This is a genomic window from Pedobacter cryoconitis (assembly GCF_003259615.1).
Taxonomy (GTDB): domain Bacteria; phylum Bacteroidota; class Bacteroidia; order Sphingobacteriales; family Sphingobacteriaceae; genus Pedobacter; species Pedobacter cryoconitis.
This window is the reverse complement of record NZ_QLLR01000005.1, coordinates 200,843-217,842: the sequence shown is the minus strand read 5'-3', so window position 1 is coordinate 217,842 and position 17,000 is coordinate 200,843. Positions and strand designations below refer to the sequence as shown.

General features: G+C 40.0%; 11 protein-coding genes. 4 read left to right on the top strand and 7 right to left on the bottom strand.

What is annotated here, in order from left to right:
- Positions 1 to 72: 72 nt before the first annotated feature.
- Entirely contained in the window at positions 73 to 1,491 is a 1,419-nt protein-coding gene (locus tag LY11_RS08540) for an aminotransferase-like domain-containing protein (RefSeq protein WP_111633291.1), read from the top strand.
- Between the two features lie 15 nt (positions 1,492 to 1,506).
- On the opposite strand, the gene LY11_RS08535 is transcribed toward LY11_RS08540, so the two are convergent.
- Positions 1,507 to 3,039: an alpha/beta hydrolase-fold protein gene (locus tag LY11_RS08535; protein WP_111633290.1), complete on the bottom strand. Its 1,533-nt coding sequence runs from the start codon at positions 3,037 to 3,039 to the stop codon at positions 1,507 to 1,509.
- Between the two features lie 123 nt (positions 3,040 to 3,162).
- Between LY11_RS08535 and LY11_RS08530 the strand changes: the two genes are divergently transcribed.
- Both LY11_RS08530 and LY11_RS08525 read left to right on the top strand, forming a co-directional pair.
- Positions 3,163 to 3,531 (top strand): hypothetical protein, encoded by a 369-nt coding sequence (locus tag LY11_RS08530; protein WP_111633289.1) that lies wholly within the window; start codon positions 3,163 to 3,165, stop codon positions 3,529 to 3,531.
- 187 nt (positions 3,532 to 3,718) lie between these two features.
- On the top strand, positions 3,719 to 4,825 hold the full coding sequence (locus tag LY11_RS08525) for a pectate lyase family protein (protein ID WP_111633343.1): 1,107 nt from the start codon (positions 3,719 to 3,721) through the stop codon (positions 4,823 to 4,825).
- Positions 4,826 to 5,032: 207 nt separating this feature from the next.
- On the opposite strand, the gene LY11_RS08520 is transcribed toward LY11_RS08525, so the two are convergent.
- From LY11_RS08520 to LY11_RS08495, 6 genes are all read right to left on the bottom strand, one after another.
- Entirely contained in the window at positions 5,033 to 6,667 is a 1,635-nt protein-coding gene (locus LY11_RS08520; RefSeq protein ID WP_111633288.1) for a RagB/SusD family nutrient uptake outer membrane protein, read from the bottom strand.
- Between the two features lie 16 nt (positions 6,668 to 6,683).
- Positions 6,684 to 9,647, bottom strand: a complete 2,964-nt coding sequence (locus LY11_RS08515) for a SusC/RagA family TonB-linked outer membrane protein (RefSeq protein ID WP_111633287.1) — start codon at positions 9,645 to 9,647, stop codon at positions 6,684 to 6,686.
- A gap of 242 nt (positions 9,648 to 9,889) precedes the next feature.
- A complete protein-coding gene (locus LY11_RS08510; protein WP_111633286.1) occupies positions 9,890 to 11,515 on the bottom strand; it encodes an NADP-dependent glyceraldehyde-3-phosphate dehydrogenase in 1,626 nt (541 codons plus the stop codon).
- A 94-nt stretch (positions 11,516 to 11,609) separates the two neighbouring features.
- On the bottom strand, positions 11,610 to 13,010 hold the full coding sequence (gene uxaC, locus LY11_RS08505) for a glucuronate isomerase (RefSeq protein WP_111633285.1): 1,401 nt from the start codon (positions 13,008 to 13,010) through the stop codon (positions 11,610 to 11,612).
- Positions 13,011 to 13,042: 32 nt separating this feature from the next.
- Positions 13,043 to 14,248: a glycoside hydrolase family 88/105 protein gene (locus LY11_RS08500; protein WP_111633284.1), complete on the bottom strand. Its 1,206-nt coding sequence runs from the start codon at positions 14,246 to 14,248 to the stop codon at positions 13,043 to 13,045.
- Between the two features lie 6 nt (positions 14,249 to 14,254).
- Positions 14,255 to 15,805 carry a glycoside hydrolase family 28 protein gene (locus LY11_RS08495; RefSeq protein ID WP_111633283.1) on the bottom strand — a complete coding sequence of 517 codons (1,551 nt, stop codon included), beginning with the start codon at positions 15,803 to 15,805 and terminating at the stop codon, positions 14,255 to 14,257.
- 183 nt (positions 15,806 to 15,988) lie between these two features.
- On the opposite strand from LY11_RS08495, the gene LY11_RS08490 reads away from it, so the two are divergent.
- The gene (locus LY11_RS08490; protein ID WP_111633282.1) at positions 15,989 to 16,999 is read left to right on the top strand and encodes a LacI family DNA-binding transcriptional regulator; all 1,011 of its coding nucleotides are present in this window, start codon (positions 15,989 to 15,991) and stop codon (positions 16,997 to 16,999) included.
- The last annotated feature ends 1 nt before the right edge of the window (position 17,000 follow it).

Here is a 17,000-nt window from a genome sequence, read left to right as displayed (position 1 = left end):
AAATAGACAAGGCTTCACTGCAAACACAGTCTCAGTTTTGCATATTTCAATGGACACAGTTACCTTTGTGACATGAGTAAAGATTTCCTGTATAGTGACATCGCAAGCGGAATTGCCCGTCAGATTACCAGTGGGGTTTTAAAATCCGGAGACAAATTGCCTTCTGTAAGAATGTTATGTAAGGAACATTCCATCAGCATGAATACAGCAAAAAGAGTATTTCTGGAACTCGAGGCGCAATCATTAATTGATTCCAAACCGCAGTCAGGATATTTTGTGAGCCGGTTACCTTATTTGAAACTTCCGCTTCCTGAGATTAGCCAGCCGTCGGCAATGGCAAACAGCAATGAGCCAGACGAACTGATCAGCCAGGTTTATGCGAATATGGGGAATGAGAATCTTACCCTTTTTTCTATTAGTGCCCCGTCTGGAGATTTACTTCCGTTAGCTAAATTAAAAAAGGAGATCATCATGGCCACAAGAGAGCTTAAAGAGGGTGGCACGGGTTATGAGCCTTTGCAGGGCAATATCAAGTTGAGAAGAATGATCGCTATCCGCTCTTTATCCTGGGGTGGAAATTTAAATGAAAATGAATTAATCACTACTAACGGTGCAATGAATGCAGTTTCTCTTTGTTTAATGGCGCTGGGAAAGCCAGGAGATACAATCGCAATGGAGAGCCCTTGTTATCCAGGAACACTGCAACTGGCCATTAGCCTGGGATTTAAAGTACTGGAACTTCCAACACATCCGACTACTGGTTTAGATATAGCTGCGTTAAAAGAGGCTATTCCAAAAATTAATCTTTGCCTGCTGGTACCCAATTTTAACACGCCTTTGGGGAGCTGTATGCCTGATGAACATAAAAAGGAAATTGTTGCACTGTTAGCTCAGCACCAGATTCCATTGATTGAAGATGATATTTACGGTGATTTATATTTTGGTACGCAACGTCCAAAATGCTGCAAGTCATTTGATCAGGGAGGAAACGTTTTATGGTGCAGCTCTGTCTCCAAAACGCTGGCACCGGGCTATCGTGTGGGGTGGGTTGCTCCGGGTAAATACAAAGAAAAGATACTCCAGTTAAAGCTGATCCATTCTATATCTTCTGCTTCTATTATTCAGGAATCAGTTGCCAATTTCCTGAAAACGGGTAAGTACGAAAATCATTTGCGTCAGCTTCGCCGGACGTTACAGCTCAATTACCAAAATTATGTCCAGGCTATAGCGGAATATTTTCCGGAGGGCACAAAGACAAGCAGACCCCAGGGAGGGCTTGCAATCTGGGTTGAGTTTAGCCCTGAAATTGATACAAAGAAACTGTATTATCTGGCTATTAAACAACAGATCAGCATTACGCCTGGCAGAATATTTACACTGCAAAATCAATTTGAGAACTGTATGAGACTTTGCATCGGTTTACCCTGGTCAGCGGAAATAAAGGCTAAACTCAAACAACTGGGAACCCTGGCAAAGAGTCTGAAAGGTTAGGTATAGTGAATATTTTTAGTTGCGGCCATATTGAAGTTCCAATGGTATAGCAACCCCATTTTTGGTTTGCATGATACTGGGGGTCAAATAACTGAGTTTTAATTTATAACCTTCTTTTTTTTGGAAAGACTCCAATCTCAGTGAATAAAAACCTTTATTTAAGGGTACCAGGTAAGTACATAACTGGTTAGTAGAATCGGTCATCCGCATTAATAAATGATTGCCAAGATATAAGTTTGCCTCTTCACCGTTTTCGAGTATAAACATATAATATCCTTCTTCCTTACTTTCCAGTTGTCCATCAATAACTACAGCAATATTGTCCTTTTTGGGTAGTTTATCTAAGTTAAAATTACCATTTGTTATTCCTGTTTTCACTGGATTCTTTAAGGCTTTAAAGTCTGGCCACTTTTCCCATTTACCTTCGTAATAAGCATAATTAAAACCACCTGCCTTTACATTTTTCTTTTTTGAAACAGTTGGCAAGCTTTTTCCGGCTATAAAATCACCTGTCACAGTTTGATTATAACGGGTTCTGCCTGTGAAGTTTCTAGTAGTGAGCCTGGTTGCAGTGGTTAGGGTAAGTTCGCGCTGCATTTGGGGAGACGAAATAGTTGGTGATGTACCGTCAAGGGTATAATGTACAGCTGTCGTATCATTAAAATACCATATTTTGACAGACTTATCTTTTACTATAATTCCATTCATGGGGTGAAATTTTGCTTTATTATTAAAACCGGTATAGGAAAATTTCAAACCGTCATAGGTGTTTTTCAGCCTGATAGAATTGTGCGTTTCATTCGGGTAAGTTAAACTTTTCCAGGTTAGTCCTGCAGGGGCATATTTTTGAAGGATCGTGTTCATCGTATCAATCTTCATTCCTTTGCCGTCTTCACCTTCTCTGCCGCCTATAAAAAGTGTAATATCCAGGCCAGCTAATCCAGGTAATTTAGCGGGTGCAATTTTTTGTATATAACATTTGTCCCACCAAAGGCTTGGATCAACTGCAATGTAGGATTTAAAGGTTGTTGGCTCATTCAATAGCGCATAAGTAACAAACAAGCCGCCTAATGAATGTCCCCAAAGTGTATTTTCACCATTTGAGGGGTATTTTTTATCAATATAAGGGATGAGTTCATCTTTTAGAAACCCCAAAAACTTAACTGCTCCACCTGAGGTTTGCCAACCATCAAGATGAGTTGGAGTCAGGTCTTTATTCCGGTCAATACCTAAAACACTGACAATTATTGTGGAGGGCATAAAGGATGTCCCTTCTAAAAAGTGTTGGGTATCTTTAATTAAACCCGTATTCCAATTGCCACCGTCCAATACATAGAGGACATCATATTTACGATCACTGCCTGGTTTGTAATCTTTGGGAAGAAATACCTCAACCAGCCTTTTTTCCTTCAATAGGGTTGAATTTAAGGAGTCAAGAATTCCATGATCTATTTTTGTAATTACAGTATCCTGTGCCTTAGCCAGGTTAAACAGACCGCAAATTATCAGGATCAGCGCAAAAAAGAAGTGAGTTTTATTTGTCATCATTGTATTATAGACTGTGTGCTTAAGGAAATGTTACTCTTATTCTTTATATTTTGTAGCATAATAATCATTTGTACCGTTTAAGGAGAATAAACATTCTTTAAATTATCAATCAATTTCATCACTATGAAGTATCTATTTTTATTATCAGCAGCCGCATTAATCTGTCTTTCTTCCGCTAATTCTTTCGCTCAAAAGAAGGCTGCTACGCAAAAGTCCAAAACCGGCCAGACTAAACAAACTAAGTTTTACTGGGCTGGTGTACTGCAGAAACAGGGAGTGAGTACTTATCAATATGGCACCCATATACTAAACGGAAAATCTTTATCCGGGAAGCCTGATCAGCCGGAAACCAATTTTGCACTAAAGGCTGGTAAAAAGATAAACCTGAATAAATTTGCTGGTAAAAAAGTCATTATAACTGGTAAAAGAGTTGATGGTTACCCACTGGAATCCGGACCTGAGCTTATTGAGGTTTCAGCAATTGAACTTTGAGGTTTCAGCAATTGAACTGGACAAGGTTGTGAAGATGAATTAACTTAATTATTCCGGTCAGCGTCTTAATATTTTCCGCAATCGTTACCGGCAACGATTGCGGATTTTTATTTCACTGTTTAATTTCTTTCCATTTTTTCAATGATTATTTTAATAATTAACCAATTATAAATCTAATATGAAAAACATGAAAACGAGAGTAAACTACCTGACCTCTTCTGCTATGGCTTTGTGCATAGCTTTTATTTCCTTTGGATGCCAGAAAAGTAAAGATCCAGGTGCCAGTACAGAAAATGCAGGTGCTAAAATGAGTGCAGTAACTGAGGCGGCTTGTACTGTGCAGGGATGGGCCTCACAAAATGGAGGAACTACAGGTGGCGGTACAGCTACGCCAATAGTAGTGACTAATTACACAGCTTTAAAAGCTGCAATACAAAATGTTAATGTTAAGGTTGTCCAGGTCAATGGGACAATTACAATACCCTCTGGTGGAAGACTCTCTTTTCAGGATCAGACGGGAAAGACCATTTTTGGCTCGGCGGGCGCTAAATTAGTATCCGCAGATCAGACCAAGGCAAATTCCGGAATTATCAATGTTAAAAGATGTACAAATATTATTATCCGTAACCTGATTTTTGAAGGCCCGGGGGCATATGATGTTGACGGCTGGGATAATGCAGTAATAGACGCGAGCACAAATGTATGGGTTGACCATTGTGAGTTCAGGGATGGTGTTGATGGTAACTTTGACATCAAAAATATCTCTGATTATATTACGGTTTCTAATTGCAAATTTGCCTATTTAAAACCGCCAAGAGCTGGTGGTTCGGGTGGTTCAGATGATCACCGTTTTTCAGGTCTGATTGGTTCCAGTGATAGCGCTACTGCCGACAGGAATCGGCTCCGTGTTACATTTGTACGTTGCTGGTGGGCTGAAGGCTGCGTAGCAAGAATGCCCAGGGTAAGGTTTGGTAAAGTGCACCTGGTTAACAATTACTTTAACAGTACAGTAAGTAAAAGTTGTATTCAGGCTGGTTTTGAGGCCAACATTTTAGCAGAAGCCAATGTTTTCGAGAATGTTAAGAATCCGGTTGATTTAATGGATAATAATGCTACAGCTGTACAGCTTAAGGATAACACGTTTACCAATGTATCAGGAAATATAGCAGGTAATGGTAGTACGGCATTTACGCCTTCTTATAATATTACAATACTAAATTCATCCGGTGTTAAAGCAGTTGTTACTTCGACAGGTGGTGCAGGAGCTACTTTAACCGGTAATGGCTGCTCCTGATTTCTGGTTTAGAGCGCAGTAAACCCGGCCTCCTGTTCACCAGTGAAATGCTTTGCAAATAATGATTACTCAGGCAATTTCTCCTATTAAAATAAAGACCGCCTCCACAATTTGGAGACGTTCTTTATGGCCAACAGCCTTAGCTCACATTTTATAATTCACTCCTGGCTGGCTTTAAGCTTTGAGCAATTGCTCTAAAATTAACTCTTATTGATAACCAGGGTTCTGCGTGAATTCACTCTTATTGGTAACCGCATCAATCTGTGTTCTTGGGATAGGCCTGACCAGGTTAAAATCGGCTATACCTTTAGCATCAGGGTTAAATGCTTTGACCCTTTCCTGCAGTTTACCAGCTCTTTTCAGATCAAACCAACGGATTTGTTCACCCGCAAACTCCCTTGCCCGTTCGTCTAATATAAAATCCAGTGTAACCTGTGCCGGTGTAATCTGCATGGCAGCTACTTTACCAGATTTTGCAGCTCTGGTTCGGATCACATTTAAATAAGTCGCAGCAGCTCCGGGATTTCCGAGGTTAAATTCAGCTTCAGCAGCAATCAGGTATAATTCAGCGAAACGGATTACAAAGACATCCCTCGCACTCTGTGCTTCATTTATACTTGTCCTGACAGGATCTGCAAATTTGCTGAGTGTCACATAGTGTAATTGATCCTTAACAGTTCCGTTAGCATTGTAAACAGCATTTCTATCAAATACTTTATATAATTTACCTGCAGAAGGAAATACTTTTTTAGTCGTCAGAATAGCAGTATCGCCTAATTTCATACCTGCAGGCCTGGTCGTACCATTTGCATACCAGACCGTTTGAAATGAACCTTCATACCGGGAATCATTATCATCATAAAGATCCAATAGAAAACGTGTGGGCATATAACGGTCAAATGGTCTTCCATTGGCGAGGTCCCGCAACATACCAGGCTGATCATCGTATTTCATGGCATATAACATATGTCCATTATTACTTCCTCTGCTATGCCCTAATGGATTGAGAATAGGATCTATAAGATCATTCAATGATAGGTTTGTCGAATAATTAACGGTATAAACAACCTCCTTGTTTTTGAGATTCGACATTTTCCAAAGGTCAGCGTAAGCAGGTAATAAAGTGAAACCATAACCGCCATTAATTACAGCAAGCGCCATGTCCCTTGCTTCCGTATTTTTCTTTTGCGTGAGATACATTCTTGACAGAAAAGCCTGAGCAGCAGGTTTGGTTACTCTTCCATAATCTGGTGTGGTTGCAGGCAGATTGGCAACAGCAAATAAAAGATCATCAATGATTTGTTTGTTAAAGGTTTCTACAGGTGTTTTATTCGCTGTAGTAATTACACCCTGCGTTTCATTTAAGGAAAAATGAACTCCTCCCCAGCTTTCAACGATATGCCAGTAATAAAATGCACGCAGAAATCTGAGCTCAGCTTCCCTTACAGGCCTGGTAGCTGAGGATAACCCTGCTCCTGCAATCTTATTGATTCCTGCATTGCATAAATTAATAGCCGCATACAATTGTTGCCATTCGGTGGTAATAGCGGCATTGGTTCCCTGAAGATTAATATACTGGGTTAAATCAGTGCTAATATCTCCGGCACCGCTCATCCACAGGTCTGTTCCCATTTCAGACATACTATGTCCTTCTTCTTTGCCATACCACCAGCGCTGATAGGAATAAGCTGCATTAACCAGAGTTTCAAATCCTGCCGGCGTGGTATAGACACTTTCAGCAGTAATTCCTGAAGGATTATTTTCTACAAGTGATTTTTTACAGGAGGTAGTTACTGCCAATCCCGCAATCATGATCAGACCTTTATATATATAGTGTTTCATTTCGATTTATTTGAGTTTAAAAAGTAACGTTTAAGCCAACGGTATAAAGCTTAGTCATAGGAGCACCTTCAGATCCTCCCCGCTCAGGATCATATTCTTTGAGCAGAGACGATTTTGTATAGGTAAACGGATTTCTTGCAGTAGCATAAACACGAACGCTTTTTATAAAACTCTTTTCCAATATATTTTTAGGCACAGTATAACCCAATGTAATATTTCTTAGTCTGATAAAAGATCCGTCAGTATACCCAAGGGCAGTGGAATACAGCGTAGAATTAAACGATATATTTTTATTTGGGCGCGGAAAATCATTGGAAGCATTTTCTGGAGTCCAATAGTTAATAATGGTAGAGCTGTTGTTAATTCCCTGCGGATCGTATCTGCGTAAAAATTCGGCATACACTGTCTGTCCCATTCTGGCGAAAAGATAAATGTTCAGATCCCAGGCTTTATAAGTAAATGTATTTTCCAGTCCGCCGCTCCAGTCAGGACGGTTAGTACCTATAATCTTACGGTCGTTGGTGGCATCAATTTTACCATCGTTATTCAGATCGCGAACGCGTATATCTCCTGGTTTTTGTCCGTATTTTGCCGCTTCCGTTGCGTCGGCTGTCTGCCAGATACCTATCTTTTCGTAGTCATAAAAAGATTGGATTGGTGAGCCTACAAACCAGGAATTAAGTACATCTGATTGTGCGCCTCCTGCGAGCTCAACAATTTTTTCTCTGTTTCTGCTAAAACTGATATTAGTAGTCCACTGAAAATCTTTATTGATGATGTTTTTTGAAGAAATATAAACTTCAATACCTTTATTACGGGTTTTTGCTATATTTTGAATCACACTGATTACGCCATCTGTTGGTGGCAAACTTCTGTTTAACAGCAAGTCATAGGTCTTGGAATCATAATAATCTACAGTCGCAGTTATTCTGTTTTTAAACAGTGCAATCTCTAATCCGAAATCACTTGTTTTCGTTTTTTCCCAGGTCAGTGCCAGGTTACCAATTCTTGGAGAGTAACCATAAGCCAGAGCTGGTGCATCATCATAAGCAAATGCAATTCTGGACAAACTACTCTGAGTGGAATAGGAATTGATATTATCACTGCCGGCAATACCGTAACTATACTTTAATTTTAAGTCACTGATGATTTTATTGTCTTTTAAAAATCGTTCATCACTTACTCTCCAGGCTACAGCGGCAGAGGGGAAAAATGCCCATTTATTGCCTTCTGCCAGTTTCGAAGAACCATCCGTACGGCCTGTTGCTGTTAACAGATATTTTCCTTTGTAAGCATAATTTAACCTGCCTGCAAATGAAATCAGGTTATTCATCGTATAAGCTGTGTTTACCGCCTGGTTCTGTGTATTTCCAAGGCCATAGAACAGTTGTGATTTTAACAACTGGTTTTCACCCGAAGCGGCAATATTATCCGATCGGTTATAGAGTAAACTGTTAATACCTGTAACTGTAAAAGCATGATCTTTGAGTTCTTTGTTATAGGTAATATAGTTTTCTATATTAATCAAATGTCCATTCGAGGCTGAATAGGTTGCTTTTGGAACGGAACCATTCCGGTCCAGCGAATAACGGTCCGCATAAGTCCCTGTTCTGTCGTTGTTCAGGTTGACACCAAGATTAGAACGGGCAACTAACCCTTTGAAGGGCTTAAATTCCATATAAGCAGACAGCAATGTGCGGTTAATTACTGTTTTATTTGAATATACATCTGGTTGTTCATCAGCGAGCGGGCTCACAAAAGTACCTGCCAGCGGATAAACAATGAACTTACCGTCGTTATCGTACAATGTACCAAGCGGAGAGATTTTATTCACCTGATTTAATGGATCACGGCGATTATCTTGCTCATAATGTGTAAACTGTCCCTGCATCCCGGTTGTAAAATATTTACCGATAGACTGGTCAAGATTTAAACGGGCGGTATAACGACTGGATTGATCCATCTTCAGCACACCTTTTTCATCCAGATAATCGAGTGAGAAGTATACTTTAGTTTTCTCCGTCCCGGCCCTTACGCCTAACTGGTAATCTTGCTGACTGCCATCATGAAAAATCAAATCCTGATAATCCAGAAATTCTTTATTTTGTATAGCTGCATATTCTGCGGAATTAAAGATTTTGACATCGTCGGCCGGGCCTGACCAGTTACCTGTAGTACGGTTAGCTTGCCTGCGCTGTTCGATGTATTGCTCTGCATTCATTACAGAAGGGTATCTGGATACTTTTGACACTCCGTAATAGCTGTTTAAAGAAACGGTGGCCAGTCCTGAAATTCCTTTTTTAGTCGTGATCAGAATAACACCATTTGCACCTCTGGAACCATATATTGCTGTGGAAGAGGCATCCTTTAAAATCTCCATGGAGGCAATATCATTTGGGTTTAAATCCTGCAGACTCGAATATTGTACACCATCTACGATGATCAGGGGCCCATTACCTGCTGAAATTGATCTCGTACCCCTGATATTGATATTTACGCCTGAAGAGGCCGCACCACTGCTTCTGGTTACATCAACGCCTGGTACTTTACCTTGGATAGATTCTAATGGATTAGAAGATGGAACTTTAGCGATGTCTTCGCCTTTAACAGAAACTACTGAACCAGTAAGATCCCTTTTCTTTACTGTTCCATAACCGATCACTACGACCTCACTTAAGGCTGTTTCATTTGGTGCCAGTTTAATTTGCAACTGTGTTTGACCAGCTGCGTGAACTTCTTCTTTGAGGTAACCTACATAGTTGATCACCAGTACTGCATCATTTCCTGAAATGTTTAAACTGAATTTCCCGTTAGTATCGGTACTGGTTCCCTGACTGGTCCCTTTAACCAGGACACTCACGCCTATTAGTGTTTCTCCGCTTTTTGCATCGGTCACCTGCCCCGAGATTTTACGGATTTGTGCGGATAGAATACTGCAGAAAAAGCAGAACCCTACAGTTAGAAGATAAAATTTGCTCATAAATATTTGGTTAGGATAATCGCTTAAGGGTATAATTCTTTATTCCCGGGAGAAATCAAAAAATTAAATCACTTAAGTTTTATAACAAGTCTACATAGTTTTCCAGCGAAATGAATTTAAATCCGGGAAAATAACTACGCAATCGTTGCCGAAATACGGATTGAATAATCCGCATAAAAAAAGGGAGCTCCGAATTTGTTTCAGGGCTCCCTTTTATTGTGATGACAGGTTTGGTGTTTTTCTTAAAACAGATATTTAGTGCTTAAAAAATTAGAGTCATTACCATCAATTATTTCATTGATTAATAGCTTATTAGTTTCATTGAGTTTAGTTGCTACCAGAGATCTGATAGAGAAAGACCGGAGTGCATCTACTACAGACAATGTGCCTTCTGCGCTATCTTTTCTGCCAGTAAACGGGAAAGCATCAGGCCCGCGCTGACACTGGCAATTGATATTTACACGGCTCACCTGGTTGATCAGCGGATCAATTAATGCGGCTACTTCTACATGGTCATTACTGAAAATACTGACCTGCTGACCGTGAGTAGATTCGATCAGGTATTCGATCGTTTCTTCCAGATCATCAAATGGAACAACAGGAATGACAGGTCCGAATTGCTCTTCGGTATAGAGTTTCATGTCTTTATTTACCGGATAAACAATTGCAGGGTATACAAAAGATTCATTGGTAGCCCCGCCATGTTCATTGATAACTGTAGCTCCATGTGCGATGGCATCCTCAATACATTCTTTAAGATAACCAGGCTTATGCGGTTCAGGTAAAGGAGTTAAGGATACACCTTCTACCCAGGGCATGCCAAATTTCAGTTTGGCCACTGCTACTGCCAGTAACTCCAGGAATTCATCAGCCAGAGAACGGTGAATAAAGATTATTTTTAAAGCGGTACATCGTTGTCCATTAAAAGACAGCGCCCCCAAAACTGTTTCCTGAACTGCCAGAGCCAAATCTGCCTTAGCGGTGATTATCGCAGCATTTTTCGCATCTAATCCGAGAATAGCCCGCAGCCTGTTAACTTTCGGATGCAGCTTCTTCAGCTCATTAGCAACTTTACTGGAACCGATTAAAGTTAAAACATTAATCTTTCCTGATTTCATCAGGCCGGGAATAATCACATTTCCTCTGCCATAAATAGTATTAACAACCCCTTTTGGGAAAGAATCTCTAAAAGCTTCCAATAAAGGATAGTGTAAAAGCGTACCGTGTTTAGGTGGTTTAAATAATAACGTATTCCCCATAATCAGGGCAGGGATCAAAGTAGTAAAAGTCTCATTCAAAGGGTAGTTAAATGGGTCCATACAAAGTACTACACCAAGTGGAGAACGCCTTACTTGTGCAACGATCCCCTGCTCAATGGTGAACCGTGAGGACTGACGATCCAGATCTTTCAAGGCATCAATGGTGGCGTGTATGTATTCCACTGTCCTATCAAATTCTTTCACAGAATCTGCATAAGATTTACCTATTTCCCACATCAGCAGCTTAACGACCTCTTGTTTCTTCTCAATAATCCTGCCTGTAAATTTCTCTACATGGGTAATTCTGTCGGCAACACTCATGGTCGGCCATTCACCACGGCCATTATCATAGGCTGCGACAGCTGCGTCAAGCGCCTCCATAGCTTCTTTTTCACTACATAAAGGATAAGTACCTATTACTTTACGCTGTAAACCTTGTGGCGTTTTGATGCAAACAGGGGAAACTACAGTATGGACTTCTCCATCCCAGTGGTGCATAACACCGTTACTTAAATACGCACGCTGGTGCAGCTCCTTATCCAGTCTGAATGCTCCGGGTATTTCATGCTCTTCAACAAAAATGGAATTGAGCTGGTCTTGAAAATTCATCCGTTAAAATTTATGTTTATTAAAAAGTTATCAGGTACAAAATAGGAAATAGTTTATACTTAAAACGTTTAAACTATATAATCATATTGATCATTTAGAAATTAAAGTAATCTTTAGCGTTATGATAACAGATGTTTCTGACAATCTGGCCTACCCAATCTATATCATCGGGTAATTCGCCATTTTCGATGTCCTCTCCTAACAAATTACAAAGTAATCTTCTGAAATATTCATGACGCGGATAAGAGAGAAAACTTCTTGAATCGGTGAGCATTCCTATAAAACGGCTCAACAATCCCATATTAGACAGCGCGTTGAGCTGCCTGGTCATTCCTTCTTTCTGATCAAGAAACCACCATCCCGAGCCGAATTGAATCTTTCCGGCAATGGTGCCGTCATTAAAATTACCGATCATCGTTGCCATCAGTTCATTATCTGATGGGTTCAGGTTATAAAGAATGGTCTTGGCGAGCTGGTTACTGGCATCCAGTCTGTTTAGAAATTTCGATAACTGAGGGCCTTGCTGAAAATCACCTATGGAGTCCCACCCGGTATCGGGTCCGAGACGCGCTAATAAACGTGAATTATTATTTCTTAATGCACCAAGATGGTACTGTTGTACCCAGCCTTTCTCATGATCCCAGGTTGCAAAATGATAAAGCATAGCAGATTTAAACTGTAAAATCTCCTGTTCATTTAATATTTGCTGATTAATAATCTTATCAAATATCAAAGCTACCTCCTGATTGGTGTAAACTTCCGCATATAGCTGTTCTAAGCCATGATCAGAGACGGAGCAGCCATTTATCGCAAAGTAATCATGACGATCTTTTAAAGCCTTTAAATAACTTTCAAAATCGACTATCTGATCAGAAGAAATGCTTTGGAGTTTGCTGATATAAGCAATAAGCGCTGGCAGATCATCTGCGTTCATTGCCTTGTCAGGCCTGAATGCTGGCAGGACCTTCACTTCAAAACCATCCGCTTTAATCTTTTGATGATGCGCGAGGTCATCGGTTGGGTCATCGGTCGTAGCCAATACACTAACATTCATTTTCCGCAGCAGGTTCCTTACCGAGTAAGCTGGTGTCTGAAGTTTTGCTGTACATTCCTCATAAATTTTCCTGGCTGTTGCCGGAGATAAAATATCATAGATATCAAAATAGCGCTGTAGCTCTAAATGTGTCCAGTGGTATAAAGGGTTACGCAAGGTATAAGGTACTGTTTCTGCCCACTTTTCGAATTTTTCCCAGTCACTTTTATTTCCGGTAATATATTCTTCCGGAACGCCGTTAGCACGCATTGCACGCCATTTATAATGATCTCCATAAAGCCAAACCTGTGTCAGGTTTTCAAAATTCTTGTCTTCAGCAATTTGATCTGGTGGTAAATGGCAGTGATAATCTATCACCGCCATGTCTTTTGCGTATTGATGGTAGAGCAATACGGCCGTTTCATTATTTAATAAGAAATTTTCATCAATAAACTTTTTCACAGTGATGGATTAGTATAAGAAATTAGTTGAGTTTAAAGGTCTTTTGAGGCAATTTCCATTGCTGAAGCAGCCAACAGGAATGCACCTACACCCTTAGGGTCATTAGTAATTACCTTTTCGCTGATATAATAATTATAACTGCCATCGCGATAGGGTTTCCCTCCTAAGCCAGAAACACTTACTGTACCTTTTAAGTTGATTTGTCCGGGTTTTGCTCCTTCTTCAATAAATTCTTTTTGTATTCCCTGAAAGCCTTTTTTGGCAATATGGAAGTATTTATGGTCTAAATATCCTTTGCGAACACCTTTACTGATTGTGTAAACAAACATGCAGGAGGCAGAAGCTTCCTTGTAGTTACCTTTTCTGGCTGGCTGATCAAGAATGTCGTACCACAGGCCAGAATTTTCATCCTGATATTTGCCGATAGCGATTGATAAACGGTTCAAAATATCGAGCAGTGCTTTCCTTTTAGGATGACGTTGCGGGAAATACTCCAGCACATCTACTAAAGCCATCCCGTACCAACCCATTGCCCTGCCCCAGAAATTTGGGGAAACACCATTTTTCGGATTAGCCCAGCGTTCTTGTCTGGATTCATCCCAGCCATGATAGAGTAAGCCTGTTTGCGCGTCACGCGCATTTTTCTCCATATAGATAAACTGGTTCGCGATGTCGTCAAAGGCTTTATCATCCTTAATCAGGGCTGCGTATTCTGCGTAAAAAGGTTCTCCCATATACAGCCCATCCAGCCACATCTGATGCGGGTATATTTTTTTATGCCAGAACCCTCCTTCTTGCGTACGGGGTTGCTTTTTAAGCTGATCCCACAAAAGCGTAGCGGCTTTAAAATATTTCTTCTGCCCGGTTACTTTATATAAAGACAGCAGCGTGCGTCCGTTTTTGATATTATCAATGTTATAATCTGCTTGTTTATAGCGGTTAATCCCTCCATCTGCTGTAACGAAAAAATCCATAGATTTTTGCATGTATTTAAAATAGACATCAGAATTCGTTCTTTTCCAGATCGCTTCTATTCCTTCCAGGATAACGCCTTGGTCATAAGCCCACTTAACAGGTTTAGGATTAGCAGGGTCAAGGTTTAAAGAATCCTGCCAAATATCCAATACCGTAGCAGCCATAGCTTCACTGAGCGGTTTAGTTTGCGCAATTGCCTGTGCACCAAAATTAATGATCAATAGATAAACCAAACCTGCTTTTACAAAAAATGATCTTTTCATTGTTACTTATTTTAGGAGAAATGATCTGGTAGCCGGATCAAGGTTTTTAAAAGATACATTGTTTCCATTTTGGACTCTGATGGATGGTTTTGATTGTCCAGTAATGAGCTTTATATCATTCAGCTGTATGTTTTTAGCTTCTTGTAAATCAATTCCTTCTTTAGATTTGATCGTCAGGTGATCAAAATATATATCGCTGATACTTAACTCTGGCAGGCCGCGAATAAATATAGCTTTGGAAGCCCCGTCACAAACAATATTGCTGATGTGAAAATCTCTGAATACTGGTGTCTCTTCAGTTACAGGCAGGAGCTTGATTTTTGGTGCTTCTCTTTTTTCTCCCGATAAAACTATCGGATCTACTGCTGCATAATACATATCAAATAGAATAGCTTCCCCAACAATATCTTTCATATTGATATTTCTTGCATAAATGCCTTCCACAACACCACCTCTTCCTCTGGTAGTTTTAAACCGCAATCCAATGTCTGTACCGATAAAAGTACAATCGGTAATATAAATGTTTTTGGCTCCTCCGGACATTTCACTGCCAATTACAAAACCTCCGTGCGCATGATAAACAGTACTGTTACGGATAACCACATTCTCAGTCGGAATTCCGCGTTTGCGTCCTGCAGCATCCCTGCCAGATTTGATACAGATTCCATCATCACCTACATCAAACGTACTGCCTTCGATGAGGACATTTTTACAGGATTCTACGTCTATTCCATCGCCGTTTTGGGCATACCATGGATTTTTAACATACACATTACGTATAGTAAGGTCATTGCACATCAGGGGGTGTAAATTCCATGCCGGAGAATTTTGAAAAGTAACACCTTCCAGTAAAATTTGCCTGCAGTTATTGAGTACGAGTAAGTTTGGACGGAGAAAGTCTTTAATGGAGTCGTAAAATTCAGCAGTTTTAGCTGGAGTAATCAATCCAGGGTCTTTCATTGAAGCTCCTTTAAAAGTTTTTTCTGAAGGATACCAGATCTTTTTCTCTTCATTCACCAAACCACCGGAAGCTATTCTTGCTTTCCACTGGCTCTCTGTCAATTTATCTTTCTTTACCATTCTCCATACATCGCCCGCCCCATCAATAATTCCATAACCGGTTATCGCAATATTCTCCTGATCGTTCGCCCAGATTGGTGATTGATTCCTCATCTGCGCTACCCCCTCCCAATTTCCTTCTACGAGTTTGTACTGCGTCAGGTCTTTGGTAAATTGAAGTAAGGCATTTTTTTTCAAATGCAGGTTTACATTACTTTTGAGTTCGATCGGTCCGGTCAGCCACATTCCTTCGGGAATTACCACTACACCACCACCCATTTTACTGCTGGCTGCTATAGCCTTATTAATTTGAATGGTATTCAGTGTCACGCCATCATTTACCGCCCCATATTTAACAATACTAAGTGTATCATTTTTGAATACAGGTTCTTTGACTACTGGCAGATGATCAAAAGGATCTGCTTTTTTATCCTGTGCACTTACATTCAATGTCAGGCCAATGATCAAGCCTGTAAGGGTTAGACGGAAATTATTCATGAAAATCTGGTTAGCTGTTTGTCTTCAATAGGTAACAAGTCTACATAGTTTTAGGACAGCATAAAACAATTACACTTAAAATAAATACGCAATCGTTGCCGTAGGTGTTTTCTATCATTTTACAATCAGAATTTATATGTAAACTTGTGTTCAGTTAATTCTAACCAAATAGAAATAGGCGTTATGTTTGTACCCTCTACTTTAAAAGATATAGCCAGCGCACTGGGCTATTCAACTTCCACCATATCCAGAGCTTTACGTGATACTTATGAGATCAGCCCTGAAACCAAAAAGATTATCCGGGAGTATGCACAAAAAATAAATTACCGCCCTAATCCTATTGCGCTGAGTCTGAAAGAACGCCGAAGCAAATCTATTGGTGTTGTAGTTGCTGAGGTTGCTAATCATTACTTTTCTCAGGCAATTAACGGGATTGAATCTATTGCATATGATCGTGGTTATCATGTAATCATTACGCAGACACATGAGTCTTATGAACGGGAAAAGATTAACATTCAGCATTTAGCATCCAGATCAGTAGATGGATTATTGGTTTCTTTATCTGCCGAAACAAGTGATACTGCACATCTTCAGGATTTACATCAAAAAGGATTACCAATGGTGTTTTTTGACCGGATTACAGAAGATATAGTGACTCATAAGGTTATAGCCAACAATGAAAAAGGAGCTTTTGAAGCAACAGAACACCTCATTCATCAGGGGTACAGGAGAATTGCGCATTTAACAAGCTCTGCGCATTTATCAATTAGCATAGAACGTCTGGATGGTTACAAAAAGGCATTGGCCAAACATGATATTCCTTTTGAACAAGACTACGTAAAGTACTGCCCGCATGGAGGAATGTTTTATCAGGAAACAGAAAATGCAGTCAAAGAATTGATGAACCTGAAGGAAAAACCTGATGCGATTTTTGTAGCAGGTGACAGGTTAAGTATCGATTGTCTGATGGTATTTAAGAATTTAAATATCAAAACTCCACAGGATATTGCCATTACAGGATTCAGTAATTCTGATGTACTTGATTTGATGAACCCTTCGCTGACCTCTATCCGCCAGCCTGCCTTTGAAATGGGACAGATCGCGACTCAGATGCTGCTTAAAGTCATAGAAAGCAAGTATCCGGTTTACGATTTCGAGAAAAAAGTACTGGATACGAGCTTATATGTACGGTAAT

Bases quoted from the DNA above. Each gene is read 5' to 3' on its own strand.
- LY11_RS08510 (WP_111633286.1), bottom strand. From the start codon at position 11,515: ATGAATTTTCAAGACCAGCTCAATTCCATTTTTGTTGAAGAGCATGAA.
- LY11_RS08490 (WP_111633282.1), top strand. From the start codon at position 15,989: ATGTTTGTACCCTCTACTTTAAAAGATATAGCCAGCGCACTGGGCTAT.
- LY11_RS08540 (WP_111633291.1), top strand. From the start codon at position 73: ATGAGTAAAGATTTCCTGTATAGTGACATCGCAAGCGGAATTGCCCGT.
- LY11_RS08500 (WP_111633284.1), bottom strand. From the start codon at position 14,248: ATGAAAAGATCATTTTTTGTAAAAGCAGGTTTGGTTTATCTATTGATC.
- LY11_RS08535 (WP_111633290.1), bottom strand. From the start codon at position 3,039: ATGATGACAAATAAAACTCACTTCTTTTTTGCGCTGATCCTGATAATT.
- LY11_RS08515 (WP_111633287.1), bottom strand. From the start codon at position 9,647: ATGAGCAAATTTTATCTTCTAACTGTAGGGTTCTGCTTTTTCTGCAGT.
- LY11_RS08520 (WP_111633288.1), bottom strand. From the start codon at position 6,667: ATGAAACACTATATATATAAAGGTCTGATCATGATTGCGGGATTGGCA.
- LY11_RS08525 (WP_111633343.1), top strand. From the start codon at position 3,719: ATGAAAACGAGAGTAAACTACCTGACCTCTTCTGCTATGGCTTTGTGC.
- LY11_RS08530 (WP_111633289.1), top strand. From the start codon at position 3,163: ATGAAGTATCTATTTTTATTATCAGCAGCCGCATTAATCTGTCTTTCT.
- LY11_RS08495 (WP_111633283.1), bottom strand. From the start codon at position 15,805: ATGAATAATTTCCGTCTAACCCTTACAGGCTTGATCATTGGCCTGACA.